The following is a 15584-nucleotide window of genomic DNA, read 5'->3' on the forward strand; positions in this document are numbered from 1 at the left end:
TGGAGCTATTCGATTCCGAGCTTTTTCTTCATCAGGTCGCTGAGCGCCTGCGGGTTGGCCTTGCCGCCCGAGGCCTTCATGGCCTGGCCGACGAACCAGCCGATCATGGTCGGCTTGGCCAGCACCTTGGCGACCTGATCGGGGTTGGCGGCGATGATGTCGTCGACGATGGCCTCGATGGCCCCCATGTCGGTGACCTGCTTCATGCCACGACGTTCGACGATCTCGGCCGGTTCGCCCTCTGGCTCCTCGGCGATGATCACCTGCAGCAAGTCCTTGGCGCCCTTGGACGAAATCGTCCCGGCGGCGACCAGGTCGACGATGCCGGCGATCTGGCTGGGCTTGAGGTGGGTCTCCCACACGGCCAGTCCCTGGCTATTGGCATAGGCGGCCACGTCGGCATTGAGCATGTTGGCCACAGCCTTGCCGTCGCGCTTGGTGCCGCCGAAGGACACGCAGGATTCGTAGTAGTCCGCGGTCTCGCGATCAAGCGTTAGCACCATGGCGTCATAGGGGGTTACACCATAGTCGGTGACGAAGCGCTGCTTCTTTTCGTCTGGCAGCTCGGGCAGTTTTGCCGCCAGCATGCTGACGAATTGCTCGTCGAATTCCAGCGGCAGCAGGTCCGGATCGGGGAAGTAGCGATAGTCATGCGCCTCTTCCTTGCTGCGCATCGAGCGCGTCTCGCCGGTCTTGGGATCGTAGAGCCGGGTTTCCTGGTCGATCGTGCCGCCGTCTTCCAGGATATCGATCTGGCGGCGCGCCTCATATTCGATGGCCTGGCCGGCAAAGCGGATCGAGTTGACGTTCTTGATCTCGCAACGGGTGCCGAATTCGCCGCCAGGGCGCCGCACCGAGACATTCACGTCGGCGCGCATGGAGCCCTGCTCCATATTGCCGTCGCAGGTGCCGAGATAGCGCAGGATGGTGCGCAGCTTGCCCAGATATTCCTTGGCTTCTTCCGAGGAGCGCAGGTCGGGCTTGCTCACGATTTCCATCAGCGCCACGCCGGAGCGATTGAGATCGACGAAGCTCATGTTGGGGTGCTGGTCATGGATCGACTTGCCGGCATCCTGTTCCAGGTGCAGGCGCTCGATGCCGATCTCGATCTGGCCCTCGGGCATGTCGAGCAGCACCTTGCCCTCGCCGACGATCGGGTCCTTGAACTGGCTGATCTGATAGCCCTGCGGCAGATCGGGATAGAAGTAGTTCTTGCGGTCGAACACGCTGCGCTTGTTGATCTGCGCCTTGAGACCCAGACCGGTGCGCACGGCCTGGCGCACGCATTCCTCATTGATGGTCGGCAGCATGCCGGGCATGGCCGCATCGACGAAGGACACGTTGGAATTGGGCGGATTGCCGAATTCGGTCGAGGACCCCGAGAACAGCTTGCTCTCGCTGGTCACCTGCGCATGGACTTCCATGCCGATAATGACCTCCCAGTCACCGGTGGAGCCGGCGATGAAGCTCTTGGGGTTCGGCGTGCGGGTATCAATGAGGGTCAATTGGACGTCCTGAAAAGGCAAGTCGAGGGTTGGCTATGTGATTACTGAGGACGAGCCAGCGATGCAACGGCTCTTTCTCCCCACGCCCTTTGAGGTAGAGGGCGACTCCGCGTTCAGCGGACAATCGCTGAGGATATTGCGTCCATGCCTCGGGCGGATATGGCGACAACCCCTCATCCGCCCTTCGGGCACTTCTCCCCCTCAAGGAGAGACGGAAAGATGGCTCAATCCTCGTCGATATCGCCATCGAAGGGATGCAGGCGTTTTTCGAGATGGACGCTCATGAAGGGTTCATGCGCGGCACGTCCATCCGGCCGCAGTGCCAGGATGCGATAACCCTGCCGCTCGTAGAAGCGCACAGCGCGGACATTGTCGGCCGGCGTTTCCAGATGGACGCGCTCGGCGCCCTCGAGCTCCAGCATCGATTCCATGCGCCGCAGCAGCATCGAGCCAATGCCATGGCCCTGCAGTTCGGGCATGACGAAGAGGAAGGGAATATAGGCGCGTCGGCCGGATCGCGAGCACCAGGCGACCGCGATACCATCCACTTCGGCCACGATGATGCGCGGCAGCGTCTCTGCCACGGCCTGCGTCAGCCGGCGTTGTTCGGCCTCCCGCAGCCCGGGCTGTTCGGTCAGCAGCGGGAAGATGCCACTTTCCCAGGCGCGATAGGCAATATCGGCCAATCGGCGCGCATCAGTGGGTTCAGCCTTGCGAATGGAAATCCCTGCCATTGTGACCTCCTGCCCTAGCTGCGGCGCCGCGCCGCGATAATGCCCTTCTCGTAATTGATGTTCCAGTCGATCAGGGTCCGCCACACAAGTTCGGCCTGATCTTCGTCGAGATCAAGAGCCAAACTGCGCGTGCGGACTTTCTCGATCACGGCCTCGATGCGCGCCGGGTCGCGCGCCTCATGCGGATCGGTCTTGATCTGGGCCATGCGCGTCACATAGCGGTGCCGTTCGGCAAACAGGCTCAGCAGAGCCTGGTCGATGCGGTCGATTTCAGCACGGACATCGTCCTTGGTGGCGCAGTCTTGCGGCGACTTGGCTTCGGTCACTTCGGTTTCCAGTATGGTTTGCTGTTGCTGGTTTGCACCGGACGGGCCACGATTTCAACCGCCCCGCTTGCGCAAAACGCCTGCCCGGCGCTATCTGAATGCCATGTCTAGTCAGTCTGAAACCGCCTGAAGCCCCGTCCATCTGCGACGGGGCATGAATGAACCCGGTCGACCACCGTGCGCGATGCCGGCGGCCGATCATGTTTGTTCGCGGGCTTTGCCCGCTGCTGCAGGCAACTGACTTTCCATGGATATTTCACGAGACGAACAGCGGGTGCTGCATGCCCTCGCACAGGGCGGCCGCATTGCGCTGCTCAAAGACGACGCCGGCAAGGTGACCGGCCTTGAATTCTTCAACCGCGAAGGCTGGCTGATGAGCAACTGCACTTTGCTGCTGTTCAAGAAGCTCAAGGCCAAGAAGGCCATCCGCTCGCAAAACGGACAGCCCTATCGCATCACGAAACGGGGACTGGAGCTGGTGCGGAGCGAATACGACAACCGCTAGCAGGACAGGATGGTCGGCCCGCGGGCCGGCCATCCACTTGCCGTCAGCGCGTTACTGCGCGGCCGATGGCGATGATGATGCAGGCGCCGATGAAGCCCGCAATGAGGTAGCCGACCCAGCCGCCGAAAGAAATGCCGAGGAGCCCGAGTATCAGGCTGGCGACAATGGCGCCGACAATACCGAGCACGATATTCATCAGTAGCCCGGTATTGGTATTCATGAACTTCTGGGCGAGCCAACCGGCCAAGCCGCCGATGATGATGGCCGCAAGCCAGCCTACACCGTCAAATCCCATTCATTCCTCCTCAAGTGGAATCTCCCCACCAGGAGAGCCTGCCACAGCAGGCCAGGAACGCAAGGGTTCTTGATAATAGGCAATGGTCAGTGGCGGGTGACCTCGCTCAGCGCCGCGGCGATATGTTCCCACTCACTGGCCACGCTGGCCGTCGCGCGCTTCTTGCCGGCGCGGCGATACCAGTAATCGGCATTGCCCATATCGGCCTCGATCCAGTGCATCAGGGCATGCACCCAGTCGAAGGCCTGCACGCCTTCCATCGCCTGCACGATGACATGGGCCTGTTCCCATTCCGGGCCAACCCGCAGCTCGCCCTTCTTGAGCCACCACAGCGCCTGCAGCGGCTTGCTCATGTCCTTGGGTGGCTCGGACCAGTCGAGCGAAGTAAAGATATCAGAGGCCATCGGTGAAACCCTTGTCGGCCCGGACGCCAGCCTGGGCGGCGTCACAACCAATTTCAATTTGTGCATTGGGGCCAAATAAGGCGGATCGGGGTGTCAATCAAGTGGCGCCGGCATTTGGGGTAAATTCCCGGGCCCCAGTTTTGGGCACCACCGCCTCCCAGCCTCCCCCATCGAGGCGCTGCGCGATCTTGGCACTATCGTGCCCACGAGTGGAGAGAAACCTCCCCCTTGATGGGGGAGGCAGGAGGGGTGAATGCCGCTTGCGCGGAACGTCCCTCTCACCACCACTGCTTGGGCGAAAAGTCCATGTCGGCGCTCTTCTCGATGACGCGAGCCGCCGCAAACAGCGTTTCCTCGTCGAACGGCTTGCCGATCAGCTGCAGCCCGAGCGGCAGGCCCTTGCCATCCTTGCCCGCCGGAACGGCAATGCCCGGCAGGCCGGCCATGTTCACCGTCACCGTGAAGATGTCGTTGAGATACATCGCCACCGGATCGGCCGCGAGGGCCTCGTCACCGACGCCAAAGGCGGCCGAGGGCGTGGCGGGGGTCAGCACCGCATCGACGCCGCCATGGAAGGCATCCTCGAAGTCCTTCTTGATCAGCGTCCGCACCTTCTGCGCCTTGACGTAATAGGCGTCGAAATAGCCGGCGGAGAGAACATAGGTGCCGATCATGATGCGGCGCTTCACCTCGCGGCCGAAACCGGCGGCGCGGGTGAGCTCGTACATGTCGGTGATGTCCTTGCCGGACACGCGCAAGCCATACTTGACGCCGTCATAGCGGGCCAGGTTGGAAGAGGCCTCCGCCGGTGCGACGATGTAGTAAGCCGGCAAGGCATATTTGGTGTGCGGCAGGGAAATATCCTTGACCGTTGCACCCTCGGCCTTGAGCCATTCCAGCCCCTGGCTCCAGAGCTTTTCGATCTCGGCAGGCATGCCGTCCATGCGGTACTCGCGCGGAACGCCGATGGTCAGGCCCTTGACGCCCCGCTCCACAGCAGCGGCGAAATCCGGCACCGCCAGATCGACGCTGGTGGAATCCTTGACGTCGTAACCAGACATCGAGGTCATCATCAGAGCGGCGTCTTCCACGGTGCGGGCAATCGGGCCGGCCTGATCGAGCGAGGAGGCGAAGGCCACCACGCCCCAGCGCGAGCAACGGCCGTAAGTCGGCTTGATGCCGACAGTGCCGGTAAAGGCGGCCGGCTGGCGGATCGAGCCGCCGGTATCGGTGGCCGTCGCCCCGGCGCAGAGCCAGGCCGAAACGGCAGCGGCCGAGCCACCCGAAGAACCGCCCGGCACGAGGTTGGCATTGCTGCCTTCCGCTCGGAACGGGTTGACCACGGGGCCGTAATAGCTGGTCTCGTTGGACGAGCCCATGGCGAACTCGTCCATGTTGAGCTTGCCCAGCATAACGGCGCCGTCGCGCCAGAGATTGCTCGTCACCGTCGATTCATATTCGGGCTTGAAGCCATCCAGGATGTGGCTGGCCGCCTGGGTATGGACGCCCTTGGTGCCGAACAGGTCCTTGATGCCAAGCGGAATGCCCTCGAGCGGCCCGCCCTGTCCCTTGGCGAGCTTCTCGTCGCTCGCCTTGGCCATGTCGAGAGCCTGCTCTGGCGTCACCGCCACATAGGCGTTGAGGCTCGGATTGGCCTTCTCGATCGCTGACAGATAGGCGCCGGTCAGCTCGGTTGCGGTGAAGCTCTTGGCTTCAAGGCCCTTGCGGGCGTCGGCCAGGCTGAGTTTGGTCAGGTCAGTCAAGGGGGATCTCGCTCAGATTGTCGCAGCGGTGATAAAGGGTCGTTCCGATGGGATTGTCCGTAGGCGGCGCGTCGCTGCCGGCCAGGCCAAGGGTTGTTTCGCTGCCGGAAACGACGATGATGGAATCCGCGCCATTGGGCGCAATGGCCAGCATGTCGGGATAAAGGGCGCCGGGCATTTCGCAAACGGCATCGACAAACAGGAGCGGCGTATTGGGCCGGCTCTTCACGTCGTAGAAATTGCAGTGGAATTCCATCGATTGGATGCCACCGGTAAAGCTCAGGCTCAGGAAATCCATGTCCATCCAGGCATCGACACCCTGCTTTTCCAAAGCCTGGCAGGCTGCCGGATCGGTGACATAAAGCCTGGTCTGGTCGATGACTAGGTCTTCCTGCGCCCACGCGGCGCCGGTCAGCAGAGCCAAGCCCGCAACGATCAGCACCGTCTTCATGCACTGGCCTCCACCTTGAGCGGCATTTCGTAGAAGGCCGACCACTCGCTGTCGGGATAATCGAGAAATGGTCCGCGCGACTTGAAACCGCTGCGCATATAGAGGCGATGGGCTTCGGCCATGCCGTCACCGGTGCCGGTTTCGAGCATCAGCACCGGCAGGCCCTTGTCGCGCGCCAGGGCCACGATGGCGTCAAGCAGTGCCGAGCCGATGCGCTTGCCACGCACTTCGGGGTCGGTGAACATGCGCTTGACCTCGCCCAGTTCGGCGGAATGCACCTTGAGCGCACCCATGCCGACGGCCTTGCCACTCTCGTCGCGCGCCACGAACAGCGTCGTGTCCGCGCCGGCCATCTGCTCCACTGTCATCTTGAACTGGAATTCCAGCGGCGACAACGGCAGCAGATGCGCGTTGAGCCTGTCGACAAGCGCACGCACGTCGTCCTGCAGCGGGGTCTCTATGGCGATGCTGATCGCCATCTATTCGACCACCTTGGGCACCATGAAGAAATTGTCCTCGCTGAGCGGCGCATTGCTGACGATCTTGTCGGCATAGCCACCATCGGTGATGGCGTCGTCGCGGCGGCGCAGGGCCATCGGCGTCACCGAGGTCATGGGCTCGACACCCTCGACATCGACTTCGGTCAGCTGCTCGACAAAGCCCAGGATCGCATTGAGCTCGCCCTGGTAGCTCGCCACTTCGCTCTCTTCGATGCGGATACGCGCCAGGCACGCGATGCGCTTTACGGTTGCGGCGTCGACAGACATGACAAACTCCAGAAATAGCGGCTCGTTGGCGGCGTTATTAGCAACGGGGCGGCAGAAAAGACAATGAAAATGGCTGATGCGCCGGATCAGATTTCCAATGCCAGCCTGGCATGCAGCGCGACGAGGCCGGTTCCATCCAGCCCTTCGCGCAATACGGGTATCGCCGCGTCGATGGCCGCCTCGTCCCCGGCGAGCGCCAGCAGCCGTGGCGGCGTCGCCTCCAGCACGGCCTCGCCCAGCGCTGACAGGCGCACCCCGTCGCCGAACAGCACCACCACGGCGCCCTCTGCCCAGCGGCCAAGCGCCGGCATATCGCCGGTGACCAGCAGCAGCGGTGGCTCGCCCACTGCCTCAATCAGCAGGGCCCCTGCCCCGGCCGACCAGGCCTCGACCTCTGGCAGATGTTCGGTCTCATCCAGCAGCCGCACCGGCTTGCGCAGTTTCCAGCGCGCGGTATCGACGTCGGGCAGACCGGTCCCGAAATCTGCAATTTCCCGGTCCGCGCCCGAGACCAGCTCGGCCGCATCGATTCCCGCCGGGGCCGCCGCCGCATCGACCACCAGAATCGCGCCGCCAATATGGATGCGGATCGTCGTGCCGCCGAACCAGGTGAGTTTCATCCATGCTTTCCTGTCGCCAAACCGTGCGCCAGCCTATAGGACGGGCCGACACTGGCAAGCGAGCCTGCAATGACCGACGAATTTGCCAATCCGCTCGAGAAGATTCCTGCCACGGGCCGGATCATGGGCCTCGACCTTGGCACCAAGACTATCGGCGTCGCCATTTCCGACGGCATGCGCTATTCGGCCACTCCGCTCGAGACCATCAAGCGCACCAAGTTCACCCAGGACGCCATCCGGCTCGACGAGCTGATCGCGCAGAACGCCATCGTTGCCATCATTTTGGGCCTGCCCCTCAACATGGATGGCTCGGAAGGCCCACGCGTGCAGTCCACCCGTGCCTTTGCCCGGAGCCTGGCACAGCGGGTGGCCCTGCCCATCGCCTTCTGGGACGAGCGGCTCTCCACCAGCGCCGTCACCCGCATGATGATCGAGGCCGACCTGCGCCGCGACCGCCGCGCCGAAGTCGTCGACAAGCTGGCGGCCAGCTATATCCTGCAGGGTGCGCTCGACCGGCTACGCCACAGCTGACCGCCGCAGGCCGCCCGGCGGCACGCCGAAGAACTGCTTGAACGCCCGCCCGAACGCCGCCTCCGATTCGTAGCCCGCCCTCCGGGCGACAGCCCCAACTGGATCGCGCGACTCCAGCAACTGCGCCCGCGCCAGATGCAGCCGCCATTGCGCCAGATATTGCATGACGGGCTGCCCCACCAGGTCGGTGAAGCGCGCGGAAAAGGCTGAGCGCGACATGCCTGCCTCGCCCGCCAATTCGGCGACACTCCAGGACCGCTCGGGCCTGCGGTGCATCAGGGCCAGCGCATGGCCAAGCTGGGGGTCGCGCAGGGCGGCCAGCCAGCCCAGATTGGCCTCCGGCGCCGTATCGAGCCAGGCCCGGATGGCCTGGATCACCAGGATGTCCGCCAGCCGTGTCATCACCGTCTCGCCGCCCGGGCGCAGGGTGCTGGCTTCGCGAGCGACCAGGCCCAGCGTGCTTTGCAGCCAGTTTGCCGCATCATCACCCCAGGCATCGACATGCAGCACCGGTGGCAGGAGGCTGACCAGCCGCCGGGCGGCGACACTGTCGAACTGCACCACGCCCGAGGTGGCCCGCGTCACCTCGCCACCGCCGCCATGGCGCATGATCTCATAGCGCTCGCTGATCTTTTCGACCGGAATGTCGAATAGCGGCAGGGCGTCGGCATCCGGCGCGCTTAGCAGGCGATAGCTCTGGCCATGCGGCAAAAGCACCATGCTGCCCTGCCCCACCAGCAGTGGCTCCTGACCGTCCATCACCAGCCAGCCATGACCGGACGTGACGATGACGAACATCATCGAATCCACCAGCTGCGGCATGACAATGCCCCATGGCGCCGTCATCTCGGCCCGGCAATAAAGCGTTCCGGTGAGGTGCAGAATGTGCAGCACCTCGCCAAGCGGATCGGACAAAGGGGCGGGCTGGAAGTGAACATTGGTCATGAGGGCTTCTACCATCAGACCGGCCCTATAGTCCACGAGTCTGGACGTTCTGCACAAATATGCGGCCAAACCATCATTGATGATCCCGAATGCGCCGCTCATCTTGGGTGCATCGCAACATCAAACCCGGATCAATCATGTCTTCAACCTCCCCTATCCTCGTCATCGGCGCCACCGCCAAGGTCGGTGCACGCATTGCCGCCAAGCTCGGCGACCTCGGCCATGCTGTCCGCGCCGTCTCCCGCCGCACCAGTCCGGCCTTTGACTGGGAAGACCCCTCCGGCTGGGCTCCCGCGCTTGCCGGCACCGAAGTAGCCTATGTTTCCTACGTGCCGGATCTCGCCGCCGAGGGCGCCCCCGAAATCATCACCCGCTTCATCGAGACCGCGCGGACCGCGGGTGTCCGCAAGCTGGTCCTGCTGTCAGGGCGTGGCGAACAGGGCGCCGTCCGCTGCGAAAATATCGTGCGAAACAGTGGTCTCGATTTCACCCTGGTGCGTGCCAGCTGGTTCAACCAGAATTTCAGCGAAGGTCACCTGCATCCCCAGGTCATGGGCGGCACGATCGCCCTGCCCGCCGGCATGCGCCGCGAACCGTTTATCGATGTGGACGATATTGCCGACGTGGCGGTAGCGGCCCTGCTCGACGCGCGGCACAATGGGGAACTCTACGAGGTTACCGGTCCGCGGCTGCTCAGCTTTGACGATGCTGCGGCCGAACTCGCCGCCGTCACGGGGCGCCCCGTGCAGTATGTGCCGATATCGGGCGCTGTTTTCCACGCTGCCCTGCTGCCCGAAGTCGGCCCGTTTTACGCCGACCTGCTGACCAACCTGTGCGCCGAAGTCTTCGATGGTCGCAACGAGTCGCTTGGAGATGGCGTCCAGCGCGCGCTGGATCGCCAGCCGCTCGACTTTGCCGATTTTTGCCGCAAGGCCGCCTCTGCTGGCGCGTGGAGGCAGGCGGCGTGATCCGCCTCTATCTCATCACTACGGGCATCATTGCCACCGGGCTCGGCGGCATGATTCTGTTCGCGCCCGTGGCCTTCTACGCTGGCTATGGCATAGAACCGGCAGGTCAGGTCAACCTGCTCAACGAACTGCGCTCGCACGGATTGGCCGTTCTCGCCGCCGGCTTCTTGGCCACATCGGCAGCCTTCGTTGGCCGCCTGACGCCGGCGGCAATGATCGTAACCTCGGCACTCTACCTGAGCTACGGCCTCTCCCGGCTGGTTGCCATCATCCTCGATGGCATGCCGTCTTCCAGCCTGCTTGCCGCCGGGGCTGTCGAGCTTGTCCTGGGCCTCGCCGGTCTCGGCCTGCTGCTGCGCCAACGCGCACGCCACTGATCCCAACGGCCGCTCACCCGGCCGTTGATTTCCTTGCCTTTGGGCTTGCCCCTCCCGCCCGCCTCCGCTAGACCGCAGCAAATATCAGGGATGGGAGCGCATGGCCCAAGCAAGCGCCAGCACAGCCTCGACGTCGTCTGCCGGCTCCACCGGCGATTTCCCCCCATTCAACCAGCGCCACCTGCTGTCGATCGCCGATCTCAAGCAGCACGAGATCATCGACCTGCTCGATCGGGCCGAGCGCATGGTGCCCGTCTCCCGGCAGGAGCGGAAAAGTCATCCGACGCTCTCGGGCAAGACGCAGATCAACCTGTTCTTCGAGCCCTCGACCCGCACGCAGGGTTCGTTCGAAATTGCCGGCAAGCGCCTCGGCGCGCTGGTGATGAACATGTCGGTCAAGACCAGCTCGGTGTCCAAGGGCGAAACCTTGGTCGATACCGCCGCTACGCTCAACGCCATGCGCCCCGACGTCATCGTGGTCCGCCATTCGGCAGCCGGCGCGGTGGAACTGCTCAGCCAGAAGGTGGGCTGCGCCGTGATCAATGCCGGCGACGGCGCCCATGAGCACCCGACCCAGGCCTTGCTCGATGCGCTGACCATCCGCCGCCACAAGGGGCGCATTTCCGGGCTCACAGTGGCCATCTGCGGCGACATCGCCAATTCCCGCGTGGTGCGCTCCAACCTGCTGCTGCTCGGCGCGCTCAATGTGCGCACGCGCGTCATCGCGCCGCGCAACCTGCTGCCGGCGGGTATCGAGCACCTCGCCACCGAGGTCTTCACCGACATGCGTGAGGGTCTCAAGGATGTCGACGTCGTGATGATGCTGCGCCTGCAGCATGAGCGGGCCAATGGCCGCATGATCCCCTCGGTGCGCGAATATTACCGCTTCTACGGCCTCGATGCCGAAAAGCTGGCCTGTGCCAGGCCAGACGCCATCGTCATGCATCCCGGCCCGATGAACCGGGGTGTCGAGATCGATCCGGCCATCGCCGATGGTCCGGCCTCGGTGATCACCGACCAGGTCGAAATGGGCGTTGCTGTGCGCATGGCCGTGCTCGATGCGTTGCTGCCGGCGAGGAACGAGCCATGACCCGGCCTGTGCTCATCGAAAACGCCCGCATCGTCGACCCCGCCAGCGGCACCGACCAACCGGGCGCCGTGCTGATCGAAAACGGCCTCATCGCCGAAGTTGCCCTGGGTGCCCCCATCGGTGTGCCCGACGGCGCCGAAGTCATCAATGCCCGCGGCCTCATCCTCGCGCCGGGGCTCATCGACATGCGCGTCTTCACCGGCGAGCCGGGCAAGGAATATCGCGAAACGCTGCAATCGGCCGGCGAGGCCGCTGCCGCCGGCGGCATCACCAGCTTCGTCATGATGCCGGACACGGCGCCCGTGGTCGACGACGGCGCGCTGGTGGACTTCCTGATCCGCCGGGCAAAGGCGACCTCCAAGGTCAACGTGCTGCCGGCCGGCGCCATCACCAAGGGCCTCAATGGTCAGGAAATGACCGAATTCGGCCTGCTGCAGGAGGCGGGCGCGGTCTGCCTCACCGACGGACGCCACTCCATCCAGTCGACCGCGCTGCTGCGCACGGTCATGAGCTATGCCGCAAATTACGGCATGACCATCATGCACCATGTGTCCGATGCGAGCCTGACCGGCGACGGCGTGATGAATGAGGGGCTCTTCGCCACGATTCTGGGTCTCAAGGGCATTCCGCGCGAGGCCGAGACCATTCCGCTGGCGCGGGACCTGCAGCTGGCGGCGCTGACAGGCGTCAAATACCACGCTGCCCAGATCTCCTGCGCCGCCTCGATCGAGCTCGTGGCGACCGCCAAGAAGCGTAAGGCCTCGATTACGGCGGGCGTCTCCATCAACAATCTGGCGCTCAACGAAAACGACATCGGCCGCTACCGCACCTTTTTCAAGCTGTCGACGCCCCTGCGTTCGGAGGATGACCGGCAGGCGGTCATCGAAGGCCTGCGCAGTGGCACCATCGACACCATCCATTCCGATCACGATCCGCAGGATACCGAAGTCAAGCGCCAGCCCTTTGCGGAGGCTTCGGACGGCGCCATCGGACTCGAAACCCTCTTGGCCGCCGCCTTGCGGCTCGTGCATTCGGGTGATGTTGACCTGCTGACCGTGCTGCGCGCCATGACCAGCCGGCCGGCCGAGATCCTCGGCCTGCCGTCCGGCCGCATTGCGAGCGGCGCCCCGGCGGACCTCATCCTCTTTGATCTCGACTATCCCTGGCAGGTCAGCGAAAACGAAATCCGGTCGAGATCGCGCAATACCAGCTTTGAGGGCGCGCGGCTTGCTGGCAAGGTGATGCGGACAATTGTGGGCGGACAAACCGTCCATACGCATCAGGAGGAACGCTGAGCCATGGACATCAACCTGCTCTTTGCCGCTGTTCTGGGCTATCTCTGCGGCTCCGTGCCCTTTGGCCTGCTGCTGACGCGGGCTGCCGGGCTGGGCGATATCCGCGCCATCGGGTCGGGCAATATTGGGGCAACCAACGTGCTGCGCACCGGCAATCGCTGGCTGGCCGCCGCGACGCTGGTGCTCGACGCGTCCAAGGCCGCCCTGCCGGTGCTGTTCGCCCGCTACTACTGGGGCGAGGATGCGGCCATGTTCGCGGCCATCTTTGCCTTTCTCGGACACTGCTTTCCCGCATGGCTCAGCTTCAAGGGTGGCAAGGGCGTCGCGGTGATGATCGGCTCGCTGCTGGCGCTGAGCTGGCCCGTTGGTCTCATCTTCTGCGCCGTCTGGCTGCTCATCGCCTTCACCCGCAAGCTCTCCTCGCTGGCGGCCCTGACCGCAGCGGCCACGGCCCCGATCTTTTCCTATGTCGTGGTCGGCGAATGGCTGGCTGGTGCTGTCGCGCTCATGGCGCTGCTGCTGTTTTTCCAGCATCGCGAGAATATCGTCCGGTTGATCGCCGGCAATGAGCCCAGAATCGGCTCAGAGAAGAAAGCGCCCTAAGCCTTGGCGCCGCTGCCGGGTGCCATGCTGACCGACGCGCAACGCATTGCCTGGCTTCGCCTTGTCCGGTCCGACAATGTCGGACCCGCCACCTTCCGCCAATTGCTCAATCGCTTCGCTTCGGCAGAAGCAGCGCTGGAGGCCCTGCCCAGCCTGCTCAAGCGCACAGGCAAGCCCCTGCGCATCACCAGCCAGGCTGCCGCTGAAGACGAGATCGCCGGCCTCTCTCGCTACGGCGCGCGGCTGGTCGCCAGTGGCGAGCCCGACTATCCAGACCTGCTCAAATTCATTCCCGCCGCGCCGCCTCTGGTGACCATGGCCGGTGGCGCCAATCTCGACTGGCAGCGCACCGTGGGGATTGTCGGCGCGCGCAATGCCTCTGCCGCCGGCATCAAGATGACCCGGATGTTGGCTGGCGACCTCGGCGAGCGCGGCTATACCGTGGTGTCGGGCCTGGCACGCGGTATCGACACAGCTGCCCACAAGGCAACGCTCAACACCGGCACCATCGCCGTGCTGGCGGGCGGATTCGACAAAATCTATCCAGACGAGAACATCCCCCTCGCCCACGACATTCTCGACAATGGCGGGGCCTTGCTCACCGAAATGCCGCTGGGCTGGGAACCGCGGGCCCGCGACTTCCCGAGGCGCAACCGGCTGGTTTCCGGACTCTCGCTTGGCATCGTCGTCGTGGAGGCGGCCAAGCGCAGCGGCTCGCTGATTACGGCGCGCCTCGCGCTGGAACAGAACCGCGATGTCTTCGCCGTCCCCGGCTCGCCGCTCGATCCGCGCGCCGAAGGGGGCAATGCGCTGATCCAGCAAGGGGCCAGGCTGGTCATCTGCGCCGAGGACATCATCGAAACCCTGGGCAGCGCCGACCCTGCGCGCAACGCGCTGTTCGACCGCGACTGGGAACCCGACCTGATCCCGGAAGCTCAACCACCCAGCGATGACGACCGATCACGTCTCCTCGCCGCGCTCGGCCCCACGCCGGTGGAAGTGGACGAACTGGTCCGCCAGTCCGGCCTCAGCGCCTCGGCCATGCAGATGCTGCTGCTCGAACTCGATCTGGCGGGCCAGATCGAGTGGTCGAGCGGTCAGTTGGTGGCGCTGAAGTACTAGCGCCCACCCTCGATGTTGCGATGGCGCTGGCTGATCCCGCCGGCGCCATAGGGATAGTCCGACATGTCCGGCTTGCTCGCTTCGCTGAGCGTGGCGATCTCCTCACCCGTCAACTTCAGCGAGGCGGCGCCCAGATTGTCCTTGAGCTGCTCGGTCGTCCGCGCGCCCAGGATCACCGAGGTTACCGCCGGCTGCGCCGCCACCCAGGCCAGGGCCACCTGGGCCATGGTCACGCCGCGTGCCTTGGCGATATCCTCCACGGCCCCGATGACCTCCCAGGTCACCGACTTGGCGTTGCGCTTTTCGAACGCCTCCATGCCCCGTGTCGGGTTTTCGCCCAACCGGGTTGCGCCCGTCGGCATTTGATCGCGCTTGTACTTGCCGCTCAACCAGCCACCACCCAGTGGCGACCAGGGCAGCAGCCCGATCTCGGCATCCAGAGCCGCCGGCACCACCTCGTGCTCGATGTCGCGCACCAGAAGGTTGTATTGCGGCTGCAGCGTTACAGGCGGCGCATAGCCATTGGCCTTGGCCAGCCAGACGGCCTTGGTCAGCTGCCAGCCGAGGAAGTTGGAGAAGCCGTAATAGGCAATCTTGCCGTTACGGATCGAGTCATCGAGAAAGCGCAGCGTCTCCTCCAGCGGGGTCAGCGCATCGAAGGCATGCATCTGGTAGAGGTCGATATGCTCAACCCCGAGCCGCTTGAGCGAAGCGTCGAGCGCTTCGCGCAAATTCTTGCGCGACAGGCCCAGATGGTTTGGCCCATTCCCCATTGGAAACCGGCCCTTTGTGGTGACGACGAGATCGCGCAGCACACCGGGCTTGCTCTTGAGCCAGCGCCCGACGATCTCCTCGGATACACCAGCGCTATAGACATTGGCCGTGTCGATGAAATTGCCGCCAGCAGCCACATAGTCGTCCATCAGACGGAACGAGGTTGCCTCGTCCGATTCCGCACCAAAGGTCATGGTGCCGAGGCAGTAGGCCGAAACGACGGCGCCGCTGTTACCGAGCTTGCGATATTCCATTATCAAATCCTCCTGAGGCCCCGGCGATGCTCGGCGGACGGCAGCGCACGGGGTGCGGGCCGGTCAATCGGGGAGCATGCATAGAGTGGGGCAAGCGCAGAACGCGCAAGCCCATTTCTGCACATCTTGTATGGCAGTTGCAAGGCATGCTCGGACAATTGCGCGACAGCCGCGAATTTTCCTCTCTCTAAGAGAGAGTGCCGCGCCGCGGTTTTCCGCCCGTTGACACCTTCTCCCGCCTTCACCATGTTGCGC

General features: G+C 64.1%; 20 protein-coding genes. 8 read left to right on the forward strand and 12 right to left on the reverse strand.

The genetic code is table 11. The annotated features are described in order from the left end of the window. Positions 1-5: 5 nt before the first annotated feature. The 3 genes from gatB to ACLI1C_RS09985 form a co-directional block, all read right to left on the reverse strand. Positions 6-1505 carry an Asp-tRNA(Asn)/Glu-tRNA(Gln) amidotransferase subunit GatB gene (gene gatB, locus ACLI1C_RS09975; protein ID WP_411396708.1) on the reverse strand — a complete coding sequence of 500 codons (1500 nt, stop codon included), beginning with the start codon at positions 1503-1505 and terminating at the stop codon, positions 6-8. A 224-nt stretch (positions 1506-1729) separates the two neighbouring features. Then, the gene (locus ACLI1C_RS09980) at positions 1730-2239 is read right to left on the reverse strand and encodes an N-acetyltransferase family protein (protein WP_411396709.1); all 510 of its coding nucleotides are present in this window, start codon (positions 2237-2239) and stop codon (positions 1730-1732) included. Positions 2240-2253: 14 nt separating this feature from the next. Then, on the reverse strand, positions 2254-2565 hold the full coding sequence (locus ACLI1C_RS09985) for a chorismate mutase (protein ID WP_411396710.1): 312 nt from the start codon (positions 2563-2565) through the stop codon (positions 2254-2256). A gap of 247 nt (positions 2566-2812) precedes the next feature. Here ACLI1C_RS09985 and ACLI1C_RS09990 point away from each other — a divergent pair, with 247 nt between their 5' ends. Continuing rightward, a complete protein-coding gene (locus ACLI1C_RS09990) occupies positions 2813-3070 on the forward strand; it encodes a YjhX family toxin (protein ID WP_411396711.1) in 258 nt (85 codons plus the stop codon). A gap of 43 nt (positions 3071-3113) precedes the next feature. On the opposite strand, the gene ACLI1C_RS09995 is transcribed toward ACLI1C_RS09990, so the two are convergent. The 7 genes from ACLI1C_RS09995 to ACLI1C_RS10025 form a co-directional block, all read right to left on the reverse strand. After that, entirely contained in the window at positions 3114-3365 is a 252-nt protein-coding gene (locus tag ACLI1C_RS09995; protein ID WP_411396712.1) for a GlsB/YeaQ/YmgE family stress response membrane protein, read from the reverse strand. A gap of 86 nt (positions 3366-3451) precedes the next feature. Beyond that, positions 3452-3769: a hypothetical protein gene (locus tag ACLI1C_RS10000; RefSeq protein ID WP_411396713.1), complete on the reverse strand. Its 318-nt coding sequence runs from the start codon at positions 3767-3769 to the stop codon at positions 3452-3454. A 278-nt stretch (positions 3770-4047) separates the two neighbouring features. Next, the gene (gatA, locus tag ACLI1C_RS10005) at positions 4048-5532 is read right to left on the reverse strand and encodes an Asp-tRNA(Asn)/Glu-tRNA(Gln) amidotransferase subunit GatA (RefSeq protein WP_411396714.1); all 1485 of its coding nucleotides are present in this window, start codon (positions 5530-5532) and stop codon (positions 4048-4050) included. Then, positions 5525-5983 carry a hypothetical protein gene (locus tag ACLI1C_RS10010; RefSeq protein ID WP_411396715.1) on the reverse strand — a complete coding sequence of 153 codons (459 nt, stop codon included), beginning with the start codon at positions 5981-5983 and terminating at the stop codon, positions 5525-5527. Before ACLI1C_RS10010 ends, gatA begins: the two co-directional genes overlap by 8 nt. Next, on the reverse strand, positions 5980-6462 hold the full coding sequence (locus ACLI1C_RS10015) for a GNAT family N-acetyltransferase (protein WP_411396716.1): 483 nt from the start codon (positions 6460-6462) through the stop codon (positions 5980-5982). Before ACLI1C_RS10015 ends, ACLI1C_RS10010 begins: the two co-directional genes overlap by 4 nt. Beyond that, positions 6463-6750 carry an Asp-tRNA(Asn)/Glu-tRNA(Gln) amidotransferase subunit GatC gene (gene gatC / locus ACLI1C_RS10020; protein ID WP_411396717.1) on the reverse strand — a complete coding sequence of 96 codons (288 nt, stop codon included), beginning with the start codon at positions 6748-6750 and terminating at the stop codon, positions 6463-6465. Between the two features lie 86 nt (positions 6751-6836). Continuing rightward, positions 6837-7370, reverse strand: a complete 534-nt coding sequence (locus ACLI1C_RS10025; protein ID WP_411396718.1) for a hypothetical protein — start codon at positions 7368-7370, stop codon at positions 6837-6839. Positions 7371-7439: 69 nt separating this feature from the next. On the opposite strand from ACLI1C_RS10025, the gene ruvX reads away from it, so the two are divergent. Next, on the forward strand, positions 7440-7901 hold the full coding sequence (gene ruvX, locus ACLI1C_RS10030) for a Holliday junction resolvase RuvX (protein ID WP_332691365.1): 462 nt from the start codon (positions 7440-7442) through the stop codon (positions 7899-7901). Here the strand turns inward: ruvX and ACLI1C_RS10035 are convergent. Then, positions 7887-8861 (reverse strand): cupin domain-containing protein, encoded by a 975-nt coding sequence (locus ACLI1C_RS10035; RefSeq protein ID WP_411396719.1) that lies wholly within the window; start codon positions 8859-8861, stop codon positions 7887-7889. The genes ruvX and ACLI1C_RS10035 overlap by 15 nt on opposite strands. A gap of 122 nt (positions 8862-8983) precedes the next feature. On the opposite strand from ACLI1C_RS10035, the gene ACLI1C_RS10040 reads away from it, so the two are divergent. The 6 genes from ACLI1C_RS10040 (at position 8984) to dprA (ending at position 14301) form a co-directional block, all read left to right on the forward strand. Then, positions 8984-9814: an NmrA family NAD(P)-binding protein gene (locus ACLI1C_RS10040; protein WP_411396720.1), complete on the forward strand. Its 831-nt coding sequence runs from the start codon at positions 8984-8986 to the stop codon at positions 9812-9814. Then, positions 9811-10191: a DUF4345 domain-containing protein gene (locus ACLI1C_RS10045; RefSeq protein ID WP_411396721.1), complete on the forward strand. Its 381-nt coding sequence runs from the start codon at positions 9811-9813 to the stop codon at positions 10189-10191. The genes ACLI1C_RS10040 and ACLI1C_RS10045 overlap by 4 nt, the downstream gene beginning before the upstream one ends. Before the next feature lie 100 nt (positions 10192-10291). Then, a complete protein-coding gene (locus ACLI1C_RS10050) occupies positions 10292-11281 on the forward strand; it encodes an aspartate carbamoyltransferase catalytic subunit (protein ID WP_411396722.1) in 990 nt (329 codons plus the stop codon). Then, positions 11278-12576, forward strand: a complete 1299-nt coding sequence (gene pyrC / locus ACLI1C_RS10055; protein ID WP_411396723.1) for a dihydroorotase — start codon at positions 11278-11280, stop codon at positions 12574-12576. Before ACLI1C_RS10050 ends, pyrC begins: the two co-directional genes overlap by 4 nt. Before the next feature lie 3 nt (positions 12577-12579). Next, positions 12580-13179, forward strand: coding sequence for a glycerol-3-phosphate 1-O-acyltransferase PlsY (plsY, locus tag ACLI1C_RS10060; RefSeq protein ID WP_411396724.1), 600 nt, complete (start codon positions 12580-12582; stop codon positions 13177-13179). Positions 13180-13203: 24 nt separating this feature from the next. Continuing rightward, complete coding sequence (gene dprA / locus ACLI1C_RS10065) at positions 13204-14301, forward strand: DNA-processing protein DprA (RefSeq protein WP_411398289.1); 1098 nt, start codon at positions 13204-13206, stop codon at positions 14299-14301. Here dprA and ACLI1C_RS10070 read toward each other — a convergent pair. Further along, positions 14298-15329, reverse strand: coding sequence for an aldo/keto reductase (locus ACLI1C_RS10070; RefSeq protein ID WP_411396725.1), 1032 nt, complete (start codon positions 15327-15329; stop codon positions 14298-14300). The two genes, dprA and ACLI1C_RS10070, sit on opposite strands and share 4 nt — an antisense overlap. Positions 15330-15584 lie beyond the last annotated feature (255 nt).

This window comes from Devosia sp. XGJD_8 (genome assembly GCF_046614475.1).
GTDB lineage: Bacteria > Pseudomonadota > Alphaproteobacteria > Rhizobiales > Devosiaceae > Devosia.

Coding starts and splice junctions, on each gene's coding strand:
- pyrC (WP_411396723.1), top strand. CDS start 11,278: ATGACCCGGCCTGTGCTCATCGAAAACGCCCGCATCGTCGACCCCGCC.
- ACLI1C_RS10010 (WP_411396715.1), bottom strand. CDS start 5,983: ATGAAGACGGTGCTGATCGTTGCGGGCTTGGCTCTGCTGACCGGCGCC.
- ACLI1C_RS10000 (WP_411396713.1), bottom strand. CDS start 3,769: ATGGCCTCTGATATCTTTACTTCGCTCGACTGGTCCGAGCCACCCAAG.
- ACLI1C_RS09980 (WP_411396709.1), bottom strand. CDS start 2,239: ATGGCAGGGATTTCCATTCGCAAGGCTGAACCCACTGATGCGCGCCGA.
- ACLI1C_RS10035 (WP_411396719.1), bottom strand. CDS start 8,861: ATGGTAGAAGCCCTCATGACCAATGTTCACTTCCAGCCCGCCCCTTTG.
- ACLI1C_RS10025 (WP_411396718.1), bottom strand. CDS start 7,370: ATGAAACTCACCTGGTTCGGCGGCACGACGATCCGCATCCATATTGGC.
- ACLI1C_RS10070 (WP_411396725.1), bottom strand. CDS start 15,329: ATGGAATATCGCAAGCTCGGTAACAGCGGCGCCGTCGTTTCGGCCTAC.
- dprA (WP_411398289.1), top strand. CDS start 13,204: ATGCTGACCGACGCGCAACGCATTGCCTGGCTTCGCCTTGTCCGGTCC.
- ACLI1C_RS10050 (WP_411396722.1), top strand. CDS start 10,292: ATGGCCCAAGCAAGCGCCAGCACAGCCTCGACGTCGTCTGCCGGCTCC.
- plsY (WP_411396724.1), top strand. CDS start 12,580: ATGGACATCAACCTGCTCTTTGCCGCTGTTCTGGGCTATCTCTGCGGC.
- ACLI1C_RS10040 (WP_411396720.1), top strand. CDS start 8,984: ATGTCTTCAACCTCCCCTATCCTCGTCATCGGCGCCACCGCCAAGGTC.
- ACLI1C_RS09995 (WP_411396712.1), bottom strand. CDS start 3,365: ATGGGATTTGACGGTGTAGGCTGGCTTGCGGCCATCATCATCGGCGGC.
- gatC (WP_411396717.1), bottom strand. CDS start 6,750: ATGTCTGTCGACGCCGCAACCGTAAAGCGCATCGCGTGCCTGGCGCGT.
- ruvX (WP_332691365.1), top strand. CDS start 7,440: ATGACCGACGAATTTGCCAATCCGCTCGAGAAGATTCCTGCCACGGGC.
- ACLI1C_RS09990 (WP_411396711.1), top strand. CDS start 2,813: ATGGATATTTCACGAGACGAACAGCGGGTGCTGCATGCCCTCGCACAG.
- ACLI1C_RS10015 (WP_411396716.1), bottom strand. CDS start 6,462: ATGGCGATCAGCATCGCCATAGAGACCCCGCTGCAGGACGACGTGCGT.